This is a genomic window from Halalkalicoccus tibetensis, assembly GCF_037996645.1.
Classification (GTDB): domain Archaea; phylum Halobacteriota; class Halobacteria; order Halobacteriales; family Halalkalicoccaceae; genus Halalkalicoccus; species Halalkalicoccus tibetensis.
In genome coordinates, this window is record NZ_JBBMXV010000003.1 from 577591 (window position 1) to 590022 (window position 12432).

The following is a 12432-nucleotide window of genomic DNA, read 5'->3' on the forward strand; positions in this document are numbered from 1 at the left end:
AAATTCTATGAATTTCAGATCATAAGGATATAGTACTCTGTCATGATTTCCAGACCGGCTTGGGTAGAGTCCAGTGACTAAATATCATCAACTCTATCTCCTCTGAAAATGAGGAGTCAACAATGGCACTTGTAGACCAAATTGTCTCAGGCTTCAAGATAGATCTGGTCGCCCAGGTGACGAAAATGCTCTCAGGTGGCATACTGGCGATTGTTCTTGCTCGCGTTTTGAGTCCTGACGAGTATGGCCTACTTTATCTGTCAATCTCTCTGTTTACAATTGCAACACTGGTCGGTACGCTCGGGCTTGCAAAATCCGGTTCTAGATACATTATTGAATATGAAGAAACCAATCCGGGACAAATTCCGCATATTGTAGAAACAGTAGCGATTATACTGGCGGTGCTACTTAGCGTTGTGGCCCTCGGATTAGTTATCCTCCGCGAGCCGCTTGCAATTATACTTGGAGATCCAGATCTTGCATTACTCATTCTCGTGGGATCACTCTACGTTATTAGTGGTGGTATAACGAGTTCAGCACGGCGTCTTTGTCAGGGATTCAAGCGTATTGAGTGGGGATCGTATATACAAATCATCGATTTATCAATAAGACCTGTAGTCGCGATTGGCCTCGCCCTCGCGGGATTCGGCGCTGTTGGTGCTCTTTTTGGGTATGTAATCGGATCAATTATTGCAGCTGTCGTTGGTGTCACTTTCCTGTACTCTCAGTATTCTGCTATTGAACGTAGTGAGCTTGAATCAGGGCTCCGGCGGCGGATTAGTGAATATGCCATTCCAATCACATTGACTGAACAAAGTGATACAATCCTTAAACGAGTAGACATTGTCCTCGTCGGTGTGTTTCTCGCGCCGCTTGCAGTAAGCTATTATGTTGTTGCAAAGCAGGTTATGACTTTTCTCAAAGCACCTGCTACCTCGTTAGGATTTTCGATCTCGCCAAGATATAGCGAGCAAGTCCAGAAAGGAAATTTCGACATTGCTTCGAAACTCTATAGCGAAGCGCTCTCGAGTATGCTCATGCTCTATATTCCTGCTGCAGTCGGTTTAATTATCGTTGCAGAGCCAACACTAGCAATCATGTTCGGTCCAGAATATGTCGGTGGTGCAGTGGTTCTACAAATTCTCACACTTTACTTAGTTGCGCAGACGATTGCTTATATCACTGAAGGCGGTCTTGACTATCTTGGCCGGGCAAAACTAAGGGGATACGCTAAAGGTGGAGCAGCTATCATCAATTTAATTCTCAATATTATCTTGATCCCGACAATCGGAATAAGTGGTGCAGCTATCTCAACAGCAGTTGTCTACGCACTGTACGTCGGACTTTGCGTTTACCTAGTTGATCTTGAGTTAGATCTTAACCGAATTGAGATTGGTAGAAGACTTACAAAAATTAGTAGTATTACTGCAGTGATGTTGTTTATTATCTTACCTGCATCATCCGCAATTAGTGGCGCTTTCTCGCTTATTGCAGTTGTTGGACTTGGTGTCGTTATTTGGCTCTGTGGGTGTCTTGTAAGTGGTCTGATCGAGATAGGGCAGTTGAAATCGGTAATTCCAATTTGAAACTGAAATGGTCGAGTAATCAACAAACGAGGAGATTGTTAGGCCATTGTATCCGTACTCATCTACCTACTATAGAATGAAGAGGCGTGCCTCCAGTAAGTCGAAATGAACCTAACGTGAGACTATTTAAAGCACACTCCGCATTGAATCGCTGAGCACGATGTTGGGTTCTCCCATTTAGAAACTTGCATTATGAAGGGCAACTTCGGCCGCAAAATCGTCGAGACCTATACCATCATCGGTGTAGGGGGGATCGGCGAGCTCTATCGCAGCAGTGTGATCGGCGATTTCATGAATGAGGGAAATATACTGATCAACGAGTGCCACTTAATATCGCACGAATATTTAACTGCTGATTCAAGTGCTCTCGAATCCTGATACTATTACGGAAAGTTGTCATGAACGGCGCAAGCGACTTCGAAACATTGAATCCGCGCGGCGTATTCGTGGACGGACGGTTCGCCCAGCTGAAAGTCGCCGAAGATTGAGGCTAAGACTGTGGTGTTGTCAGTTACGGCTCACTCGCCTGCACAATCATCTCGAGTGATGTGAGCATTTGGATGTGGCCACCATGGTCACCCTTGCCAGCCCGGTGCTCGCGATACATCTCTGTCGGTGAGAGCCACGGGACAATATTCCGACGTTTGAGCGAGACGAGTGCAGGCTCGACAAGCTCTTGGAGGGGGTCGGAGCGTCGCAGTTCCCGATTCCAGTCAAAGTGCGAAGCATGCTTCGAGGGGCGCGGCCAGCCGAGCACTGATAGTACGCGGGTCTCGATCATGTCCCTAATAATGCGCATCCTGACACGGGTTTTCGGGGCGTCTGGCGACAACCCCCATGTGTTCTCGGTTGGCACCTGGTAGAGTTCGGGAGCGACGCGCTCGCCAATCTCGGGATAGATCGGGTCGTCGACGCGGTACTCTCGTGGGAGGTTGAGCATAAATGAGAGGAACGGTTCGCGATGGAACGGCATCGCCATCTCATCACGGCCGAACAAGTCAGGGCCGATATAGTAGCGCTGTCGAAGCCCGATATCGAGTTGCTCGTCGTAGTTGAGCACGTCTCTGGGGAGTGCAGGTTCGTCGGCGACGTGCTCTTTAGGATCGTAGCCTGGTGCAGCAAGGTCGGGGAAGTAGTAGTTATCACCGACGAACACATTTTGTGCGCGTTCCCACGTTTCGGATTCAGTATCGGGGAGTCGCCCGCCAGAGACGACGCCACCGAGAAAGCCATGCCAATAGACACAGTTCTCGGTCAGCTCGTGCTGTTCGAATCCGCCCTTAAGAGAGTCCATATTTCTGAAAAGTTTGGTCGGCCACCCACAGTCCTCGGCGGATGAGATGAGCCGCTCGCGGCTCCAGTCAAACTCACCGGGTCGTACATCAATGTGGCGGTGATCAACGCCGGCTGCTCGGGCAACCCTTGCGCCGAGTTCCCAGTCAAACGTGCCGGGGATACCAAATGTAATACCGAGGATGCGCTCGCGTGGGACGTTATCGAGAATAGCCGCAAGGATATTTCGCGAGTCGAGCCCACCACTGAGCGGGACAACGTGTCTTACGTCATTGCTGCACTCAGCGACGATTGTACTGATGGTCTTGCGGAGAGCGTCGGCCCCACGTTCAATGAGTTCGACCCTCGACCCGCGGGTGGGGTCGCTATGGGCCGCTTTGACAACGCGCTCGCTGAGTTCGAGTTTACCCGGCAGGTAGCGATAACTCAAGAACGCGCTAACGTCTGATTCGTTCCGCAGTGTTGTGTTCATGTAATCCATATCCTAGACATAACCTGATAAGTACATTGGTGAAAAAATACTATAGTTGATAAATTAAATTCACATGTAATTAGCGCAGACAGCGGGCCGACAGTATTCTAGCCTGCTTGATGACCTGACAATGACATAGCACAAGTCAAAGCTGACGGAGAATTCGAGTCATATTACTCGGTTGGTGATTTAAATGAATGCATCTTAGGTTCTAATTTCAAGATCTCCCCCACCCTCAAGCTAAAATGTCAGCCGATACTTGGCAGACTTATCGAACAAATCCTTTGACAAGCGCAGTGGACTAAATGAGGAGCGTGCTTGCGCTCCTCAAGGAGATGTTGCGAACTATAACCCAAGATAGGCGGGCTGCTTACCGATGACCACATCGAGCAAGGTCAACAATCGGATGGCGAGCCACTAACAGAGACACCAGGAATAGGACATCCAATTATGAAGTGTCGAACGATACTGTCATACCATGAGTGACATTATTCTACCCATTGTCCTGCCACCGTTGCCCTAGTCTCGTATTAACTCCGCTATGTTGTCTAAACCTTCGTTAGTGTCGGTGTCTTGCTTCACAGTACTTCGTATGGAGATCACGAGGCGCGCGCAGTCTGTACTTCACTATTGAGACTCACAGCCGGCCTCTTCACCAAGTGCAGGTGCGTCTTGCTGAGAGACTTTACACCCAACACACTACCATCCATTGTTAATAGAACCACAGGTATGGATAGCGGTATGGCAACAGAATTCCATCCACAGGCCAAAGCACTACTCCATGAACTCTCGAAGGACGGCATTCCACCGCTCTATCGTCAGTCAACTGCCAGGCTCGCGAGACGTATCTCGAGTTGACCGTCCCCTGATCAGGAAGCCGAATCCACCGAACTGATCGATCGAGTCAGCGCCACAGTGATCGACGGACCGAACGGATCAATCCCAATCCGAAACTACGATCCCGATAGTACTACCGAGGATTCCCAATCTGCACTTCTCTTCTTCCATGGTGGAGGCTGGGTTGTCGGTGACCTCGAGACCCACGACCTCGTTGCACACGCACTAGCAAACGCCGCCGACTGTCTCGTTGTCACCGTCGACTACCATCGTACACCCGAAACGCCGTTCCCCGTGCCCCTTGAGGACTGCTACGCTATCGACTGACTCGCCGATAACCCCAATCTCGGCTTCAAGATGGGTGTCAAGGTCGACTCCGATTAACGAGTTCGCCAAGCCTGGTGCGGTTAATCGCGAACAACCGACGAATCAGCAATTTCAGGTGCGGTGAGCGGTTCGTCAGGCTCGTCTTATACTCACTCAATCAGCTCAATCTAATCTATATTTAAATTTTATAGGAAATAAATACCACATGTAGTGGGGTATACATGTATATTCCTATGAAATCCACTCACTACCTTTGTTCGTCAGCTTGTACAGTCCTGTCTCTTGGTGATGATAGCTAACTAAACCGTACGCGCGTAGCCACTTCAGTCGTTCTCCGATGTAATTTTCGTGTTTGTCGATTTGGTCCGCTAATGATCCTCTCGTTTCTCGCCCATCAGAGAGTAAGATGAGGATTTTTTTGTCAGTGTCGTTGAGGTCGGAGGGTGCATCCATTTAGCAAGTATTCGGCTGCCTTTGATTTCATACTTGTGTGTACTACCTACTTACTAAGACACTCTTGATGGGAGCGTTCTATAGCAACACTTGCACCACAAAGCTTTAGAGAGAACACCGTCTACTAGGTGCTGTAAAGCGCGGAGTGCCAGTAGGTAGAACTGGCCCGGTGGTATCACACCGGACCGCGCTTCCCCGATCAGGAGAAGCAATGAGAACTAGTCACCCAATCCCAGAAAACAGTATCGCCTTCGACCACCCTATTACTGGTCCCCATCAGGAACCACCGACAGTTTCTAACGCAACCACTTACTGGCGGTGCCGTTCCTGCAATCGCGAATCTATCCATAAACGAGATCTCTATCGTGCCTCGTTCCACACCTCGACCTGTGAGGTCCACGGATGCTGATCACGGCTCCCGCCGAACAGCTCCTCGAGGGCTACCAGCTCCGGGAGGGCCGCTGTAGCTACTGCAAGACCACTCTCAACGAAGGCGATTCCGTCAGCGCCTACGCGGTCCAATACGCCGGCGACGAGACATGGTCAGTACCACGACTGTACTGTCGTGACTGCCAATCTACAGGGATCACTGAACCCACCCTTGGCGCGACCGAACTGTTAGCCAACGGACGACTCGGTTGTACAACCGATACCGCGACCCAACGATCAACCCTTACGCTGCTTGGTATCGAACGCGTCATCGAGAGCACGCCGGAGGAGGGCCATGCCACACTCTGAAAGTCCCACAGAGGAGACGACTGAAGCCCGCCTCGACCGACTTGAACGCGAGATGCTCCGATCCGATTCCCTGGAGATGGCCGCCGTCCGTAGACTGCTCCACGGGCTGAGTGACACCGAAAGCGAGACTGACCCTATCGCGAAGGTTGACGCGATCGTTGAGCGAATCGAAGACCTCGAAACGGAAGTCACCCACTTGCGAGCCCAGCTGCGCGCCCAGCGCACTCACCAGAACGGCACCAAAAAAGAGCGCGCCAAACGCCTCGCGCGCAATGACGTCCTTCGACAGATCGACCAGGGGACGAACCTGATCGGCGAGGGCGGGGCCGTCGATGTGCCAACGGTGATCACGATGGGCCGTGGCCTCGACCTTGAGCTCACCCACAAGACCGTCGGCGACGCCTTCCAGTCGCTCACCACTGAGTGGAACGCCTTCAAACTCCAGGCGGGGAGCGGTACGAAAGAGGGCACAAACAAACGGCTGGTTGCAACGAACGACGAGATCCCCGAGGCACTCTGGCAGGTCTACGAGGCCGAAACGGGTCAGGAAGTGATCGAAGAGAGCACTTTCGTCGAAAGTAGCGACCAGACAAACGAGGGCCACTAGAATGACCGTTTTTCAGCCCGTCGTCCCGCCGCCATTGCCCCACTCGTCTTCTCGTCGCTACCGCATTGCTAGTAACTAATTTCTCGATAGCAGTGGGTCTACCGCCTCGCACCGCATCGTATGCCGAATGCGAGGCGGGACCCACCCTGCTTCTCGCTACTTTCGCCGAAAGTGTCCCGCTGGAATCATCCCCCTCTACTAGAAGTGATTTCGATGAGAGTTCAGTCTCATCACGGAAAGTACACCGCCACCACCGGAAAATTGAAATCAATTGCATCGAACCCGTAGTCAGAAGCCCACATGGTATCATCTCCCACGACTTCACAACCGATCCGATCGTTCCGGATGGGGTCCCAGGATCGCATCCGACGGAACATGTGGGCGATCATCGTCCCACGAGACGACAGCGAGAAGCGCAACGAGATGGTCGATACGCTGATCAACTAACCGGTAGCGCGGAGTCCCCTTCCTCAAGCGCGAGCGGTAGGGAGGGGAGGAGCGCGTTCGTATAGCTGGGCATTTACGTTACCTATAAATAGCCACGAGGCTACATTGAACACGTGGCAGACGACTACGTGCGTCGGACGGCAATCACCCGCCTCTCAGTAGATGGTAAGCAACGCGACTTACTCGAAGACACCATCGCCGAGTGGAAACGGGGCTGCCAAATCGCCACAGACCTCGCGTGGGGACGGTGCAACACCAAGAGTGACGTGCAACCCCTCGCCTACGATTCTGTGCGCGAAGATACCGACCTCGGTAGTCAGCACGCGATTCTCGCCACCCACCAAGCTGCACAAGCCATCACCGGCTGTATCGAACGCCAGTCGAAGGGTAAGAAGGTCAGCAAGCCAACGTTCACCGCTCCGACCGTGAAGTACGATACGCGGACGATGACGGTGTTCGATGACGATACCGTGTCCCTCTCTACAACGGAGAGTCGGGTCCGGTGTCCACTCGACCTTCCTGACGCCGACGATGGCTACCAGCGACAGTATCTCGACTCGGACGAATGGAGTGTTACGGAAAGTACGCTTACCGCCCGCGACGGCGAGTTCTTCTTGCATATCGGCTTCCGCCGGTACAAGAACGATACCGAACGGAACACCGCCGAGGACGGAACGGTCCTCGGGATTGACCTCGGTATCGAAAACCTCGCCGTCACCAGCACCGCCTACTTCCTCAGCGGACGAGAGCTAACCCACGACCTCCGTGAGTTCGAGAAGGTACGCGCCGGGTTGCAACAGACCGGAACTCGAAGCGCCCACCGGACGCTCGTACAGTCGAGTGGTCGGGAACTTCGCTACGTCCGCGACGTTCTCCACCGAGCGTCGAACGCGCTGATAGACGAAGCACTCCGCTACGACTGCGACGTAATTGCGTTCGAGAACCTAACCCACATCCGCGACCGAACCGGTGCATCGTGGGGTCACAAGTGGGCGTTCCGAACACTCTACGAATACGTCGAGTACAAAGCCGAATCGGTCGGTATCTCGGTGAAGCAAGTCGGGTCGGCGTACACGTCCCAACGATGTGCCGAGTGTGGATTCACGGCAGACGAGAATCGACCGTCGCGTAACGACTTCCGGTGCGCGAAGTGCGGGTCGGGAGCGAACGCGGACTACAACGCGGCGAAGAACATCGGTATGCGGTACGTCCGTCGAGGCCAACAGTCGTCTCGGCGGACGGGTGACAGTCAGCTCGCCCTAAAGTCTGGAACGGTGACGCCGAACGCCGGATTTACCGGCTACCCTGATGGGTTCGAGGCCGAGTTCACGGACAAGCTCCACCCTCAACACGCCGAAGGCGTGTAGGGCGGGGTAGTTGACTGGCGTGTACCTGCCCGAATTCAACGAGCATCTCTAGTTCGTCTTTTGCGGTTTGCCAGGAGGAGACCTGTGCTTCGGTCCGGACCCAGTCAACAGAGCGTGGCTGGGTGAGCGTCATCGCGATCTCTCTTACACGCTCGCGAGACGAGAGTCCTTCTGTCCACGGATCGAGCCCAGCGTCGGTCATACAGGATAGTACGTATCCTGGTCTATTATACCTATTGAGTGCTCTCATATATACGAGACCAGCTGCACGCCCAGAAGGGTGGCCGTGGTTGTGATCGGATCGTCTGGATCGTCTGGATCGGAGACGCTTGCCTTGACCACCCTCTTGGTACGGAAAATCAGGGAGGAGTCAACAGAGTGTTGAGTCGATTCCGATCCTCGCTCTCATGGCTAACGGGACAGACCGCGACAACGAGTACGCGTCGATGATACGATTTCGTCAATCTAGCGTTGAAACCATTAACAAGTATTTTGTGTTTGTGTGTTCATACACAAACCATGGGAACAAAAACCATCGGGATTCGAGAGGAGGTGTATGAGCGATTAAAAGCCCGAAAACGAGAGGATGAGAGCTTTACGGACCTCATGAACCGCATATTAGATGACACGACTGTCGATTGGCGCGAGGGATTTGGAACACTCTCCGAAGGAGAAGCCGACGAACTCGAACAAATCGTTGAGGACTCCCGTGACCAAACGAGTGACGGGCTTTCCGCACGGCAACAAGAGGCCCTCGATGAGTTCGCGGATCTAGAGGCAGACGATGAAACTGCTTGATACAACGTTTCTCATCCATTATTGGGCGGGATGGGAGGCGGTTGGGGACTATCTTAAAACGCATGAGGAAGAGGAATTCGTAACGACGACACTGAACATCAAAGAAATTGCCGTCGGGCGGGAGATTCAAGGAAAGCTCAACCCAGTTGAGATCCAGTCGAAATTCGAGTGGACGACTATCCTCCCGTTTCAGGTGGAACACGCCGTTATTGCTGGTCAGTTAGAAGCGGAACTTCACCGGGATGAGAATGTGAACCAGGACAAAATAAATTCCCTTTTTGGAGATTTATTGATTGCCGCCGTTGCTAAAGAGGTAGACGCAACAGTTGTCACGCAAAACACGGACGACTTCCAAACATTCGATGGGGTGTCTGTAGATACGTATTAGTTACCTATCTATCCTGGGCGCTGAAGTCGTTGGTCTCGAACCTCCGAATTCGGAAAATACGCACGCGATGATTTGATTTAACTCTATTTAGATGTTCGAATCAGAGAGCAGTGGCAGGTATATCGACGCGAGAGGACGAACGAGCTCTCTCAGAACGCAGTCCAGTCAACGACCTGGACGTCGTCGATTCGTTCGAAGTGGTCGACGTTCGCCGTGAGGACAGCGAGCCGTTCGGTACGAGCGGCCGCACCGATATAGACGTCGTGGAGGTCGTGTAACGACTCTCCCTGATCCCGTAAACCCATTCTGGATCGAAGGCCGTCCGAACCTGCTTTGCACGGCCTTCATCTCCCTTCGATTCGATCCACGTTTCGACTAAGCCCATCGTTTCGAGCTCCGTAATGACGGTCCGTACCGCTCGGTCTCCGAGCTCGAGTTCAGCGAGGTGCTTGCTCTCCTGGATCTCGGCGGCCGTAACGGGCTGGACGATCTCTCCGCTGGATTCCCTCCAGTTCGTGACGCCCGCGAGTACTGCGAAATGCTTCACAGGCAGTGAGAGCAGCTTCTCGATCGTCGCCTCTCGCTCGGTTTCCTCAAGGTTTGTGTCGAGACAGTCAGTAGTCACCTGCTCGAGCCCACGGTCGTTTGCCGTCTCGCCCGCCCGTCGAAAGAGCCGAAGCGCTCGACGCGCGTCGCCCCAATGAAAGGCTGCCTTATGAGCTCCGTACCGAAAGGCTTCTTCGGGCACCGCCCCGTCGCGAAACGCGCGCTCGACGCGTGGCTGCAGAATGGCCTTGAGCGTATCACGTCCGTAGGGCGGAAAGAAGAGTTCCGTGTCGCCGAGGACGCTCCCGACTCGGCTGTCGAGTCGGAGATCGACTGTCACCAGCTCGTTGCTGAGCAGCCAACACGAGAGGTGAATATCTCGGGCAAGCTTGCTCTCTCCTCGGAGGAGCCGATAGAAGAACTCGTTGGGATCATAGTTAGTGTCGTGTCTGACATGGTCGATCTCATCGAGGATCAACACGGTCCACTCGGGATAGTCCTCAAGAGCGGTCCAGATTCCCTTAAAGACGCCGTCAAGGCCTTCATATGACTTCTTTCGGTCGCCGGTCAGTTCGAGATGGATCTCGTTGGCCGCGCTGAAGATCGTCCGACATTCCTTGAGATTGACGTACTCGACGGCAAGCTCCTCGGTGCGGGCAGCGACCTCCTCAGCGACCCGTCGCGTAGTCATGGTTTTCCCGTCCCGGGTGGTCCGTGAATCGAGACGGTCGGTGGGAGATACCCCTCGTGGATGCTATTGAGAATCGTTGCGAGTTCGCGTTCCTGTTTATCGCGAGCAACGATTTCATCGGCGGGAGCCAACGGATCGAGCGCGCTCTTGTCGGCGAAGACGCTGTCGGTCGGGCTCGTTTCAGCGAAGAGATCGTCGTATTTGCTCATGATGCCATGGGGTTGTTTTCGTTCACATTCAGCGGAACTACGTGTCTATATCTCCGCGAGCAGGATAAAGCGTGCACTCGGTCAGTGTGCCAAAGCCCGCGTTTTGGCCCGATCAGCGTCCTAGCTACGTTCGATTTCGAATGTCTCTATCGTCCCGACAGCCGATCCGCGTCCTGGCCGGAGCCGACTTCGAGGACGTGCGCAGATGGCACTCGAGTTCCGGGAGCGTCTACCGGCCGTTTCACGCTTGTCATCCCCTACAGCGATTCGTGGTGTGTTCAGTTCAGCGTAGTTTTGTCGCCTCATAGCCTGCCGTGACCTTCACACCCTCGGGCGCTCACTCGGTCATTCCCTGTTCCTTTTCGTCCCGCTCTCGATGCTCGTCTACGCGCTCGTCGTCCGATATCGCGATACGACGTGGAGTGATGCGTTCGTGCTCGGCGCCCTCTCGCACACCGTCATCGACGTCCTGCCGGCCTGGTTCGCGGCGAGCTCGTCTACACCACGTTCCTCATCTGGCCGTTATTACCCCTATCACCATACGACAAATAGGGGCGAACGATCCTCGGACACTTCCTCTCGCTGGAACCGACGCCGATGATGGTATCCGAACTCGCACTCACGCTCGTCGTGCTCGGCATCTGGTGGCACCAGGGGCGGCCGGAATCGAGACGATCCGGGCTGTCGTGGTCGGTACGCGGGATCGGGGAAGGTGAGATGGAGCCGATCGATTTGACGACCCTGAGGGATCGCGGCGTCGAAACATCGGTTTCCGCGTTCGGCTGTCGCCGCTTGGCTCAAATGGGGGATCGCTGAAGAACACAGAGCTAGTTGACCCATCTCAGATGATATCCGCGCAGGGTATCGTCGATCCCCTCAATATCCTCTTCATCGATGTCGTCTTCGTCAATCCCCTCAATATCCTCTTCATCAATGTCGTCCTCGTCGATCTCCTCAATATCCTCTTCATCGATGTCGTCCTCGTCAATCCCTTCAATATCCTCTTCGTCGATCTCGTCCTCATTAGCATCGTCTTCATCGGTGTCATCCTCATTTCCGTCAGCACCGCCTCCAGTATCCTCATTAGCGTTGTCTTCATCAGTGTCATCCTCGTCTTCATCACCATTGTCTCCACCATCCTCCTCGTCGATGTTGTCCTCGTCTTCGTCACTATCACCCTCATTAGCGTCATCCTCATTGGTACCGGTTCCATCCTCCTCAGGAGGAGTTTCTTCGTCGTCATTGGAAAGGTCCTCTTCCATCTCGTCTTCGTCCGTCTCGTCAGCTGCCGGATCCTCTTCCATGTCATCTTCGGCAGGATCCTCCCCTCCCTCGTCGGAATCTTCTCCTCCGTTCTCATCAGTACATCCCGCGAATGCGAAGACGCTTGCTGCACCTGCGGCTTCAACGAATCGTCGTCGATTGATTTTCCATTGCATGGGCTTGGTCCCACTTACTCTATCACTACCAGACCTTATCAACTAACTGCCAATTATTATATTAATTCAATATACATATCTATCCGGATCGTAGCCGGGAATGTAGCAGCAGCAATCAAGAGTGCGTAGAGTGCACTACCTGTTGATGTCTCGGGCGGGGCATAGGACGGGAGCAGAACGTGAATATGCTGCCGATGGTTTCGCCAGCCTTGCTGCCCTTCAACTCCTTGCCAA

The 12432-nt window shown here is 53.5% G+C and carries 12 protein-coding genes and 1 pseudogene; 9 read left to right on the forward strand and 4 right to left on the reverse strand.

The features are described 5' to 3' along the window. Nucleotides 1-122: 122 nt before the first annotated feature. Both WOA58_RS11400 and WOA58_RS11405 read left to right on the forward strand, forming a co-directional pair. Nucleotides 123-1586 (forward strand): flippase, encoded by a 1464-nt coding sequence (locus tag WOA58_RS11400; protein WP_340604332.1) that lies wholly within the window; start codon nucleotides 123-125, stop codon nucleotides 1584-1586. Nucleotides 1587-1778: 192 nt separating this feature from the next. Next, nucleotides 1779-1964, forward strand: a complete 186-nt coding sequence (locus WOA58_RS11405; protein ID WP_340604333.1) for a hypothetical protein — start codon at nucleotides 1779-1781, stop codon at nucleotides 1962-1964. A gap of 133 nt (nucleotides 1965-2097) precedes the next feature. On the opposite strand, the gene WOA58_RS11410 is transcribed toward WOA58_RS11405, so the two are convergent. Next, entirely contained in the window at nucleotides 2098-3351 is a 1254-nt protein-coding gene (locus WOA58_RS11410; RefSeq protein ID WP_340604334.1) for an asparagine synthase-related protein, read from the reverse strand. Nucleotides 3352-4266: 915 nt separating this feature from the next. On the opposite strand from WOA58_RS11410, the gene WOA58_RS11415 reads away from it, so the two are divergent. The 4 genes from WOA58_RS11415 (at nucleotide 4267) to WOA58_RS11430 (ending at nucleotide 8127) form a co-directional block, all read left to right on the forward strand. Further along, nucleotides 4267-4515 (forward strand): alpha/beta hydrolase fold domain-containing protein, encoded by a 249-nt coding sequence (locus tag WOA58_RS11415; RefSeq protein WP_340604335.1) that lies wholly within the window; start codon nucleotides 4267-4269, stop codon nucleotides 4513-4515. Nucleotides 4516-5370: 855 nt separating this feature from the next. Next, nucleotides 5371-5706 carry a hypothetical protein gene (locus WOA58_RS11420; RefSeq protein ID WP_340604336.1) on the forward strand — a complete coding sequence of 112 codons (336 nt, stop codon included), beginning with the start codon at nucleotides 5371-5373 and terminating at the stop codon, nucleotides 5704-5706. Beyond that, a complete protein-coding gene (locus WOA58_RS11425; protein ID WP_340604337.1) occupies nucleotides 5693-6313 on the forward strand; it encodes a hypothetical protein in 621 nt (206 codons plus the stop codon). The genes WOA58_RS11420 and WOA58_RS11425 overlap by 14 nt, the downstream gene beginning before the upstream one ends. 560 nt (nucleotides 6314-6873) lie before the next feature. Then, complete coding sequence (locus WOA58_RS11430; RefSeq protein WP_340604338.1) at nucleotides 6874-8127, forward strand: RNA-guided endonuclease InsQ/TnpB family protein; 1254 nt, start codon at nucleotides 6874-6876, stop codon at nucleotides 8125-8127. Here the strand turns inward: WOA58_RS11430 and WOA58_RS19195 are convergent. Further along, nucleotides 8087-8377 (reverse strand): DUF7342 family protein, encoded by a 291-nt coding sequence (locus tag WOA58_RS19195; RefSeq protein WP_461782290.1) that lies wholly within the window; start codon nucleotides 8375-8377, stop codon nucleotides 8087-8089. The genes WOA58_RS11430 and WOA58_RS19195 overlap by 41 nt on opposite strands. Before the next feature lie 269 nt (nucleotides 8378-8646). Between WOA58_RS19195 and WOA58_RS11435 the strand changes: the two genes are divergently transcribed. Together WOA58_RS11435 and WOA58_RS11440 are read left to right on the forward strand one after the other, a co-directional pair. Next, nucleotides 8647-8925, forward strand: a complete 279-nt coding sequence (locus WOA58_RS11435) for an antitoxin VapB family protein (RefSeq protein ID WP_340604339.1) — start codon at nucleotides 8647-8649, stop codon at nucleotides 8923-8925. Then, nucleotides 8912-9313, forward strand: a complete 402-nt coding sequence (locus tag WOA58_RS11440; protein WP_340604340.1) for a PIN domain-containing protein — start codon at nucleotides 8912-8914, stop codon at nucleotides 9311-9313. Before WOA58_RS11435 ends, WOA58_RS11440 begins: the two co-directional genes overlap by 14 nt. A 262-nt stretch (nucleotides 9314-9575) precedes the next feature. Here the strand turns inward: WOA58_RS11440 and WOA58_RS11445 are convergent. Continuing rightward, nucleotides 9576-10759 (reverse strand): annotated as a pseudogene (locus WOA58_RS11445) (Cdc6/Cdc18 family protein); the annotation flags it as partial. 600 nt (nucleotides 10760-11359) lie between these two features. Between WOA58_RS11445 and WOA58_RS11455 the strand changes: the two are divergent. After that, nucleotides 11360-11575, forward strand: coding sequence for a hypothetical protein (locus WOA58_RS11455; protein WP_340604343.1), 216 nt, complete (start codon nucleotides 11360-11362; stop codon nucleotides 11573-11575). 11 nt (nucleotides 11576-11586) lie between these two features. On the opposite strand, the gene WOA58_RS11460 is transcribed toward WOA58_RS11455, so the two are convergent. Next, complete coding sequence (locus WOA58_RS11460; RefSeq protein WP_340604344.1) at nucleotides 11587-12198, reverse strand: hypothetical protein; 612 nt, start codon at nucleotides 12196-12198, stop codon at nucleotides 11587-11589. Between the last annotated feature and the right edge of the window lie 234 nt (nucleotides 12199-12432).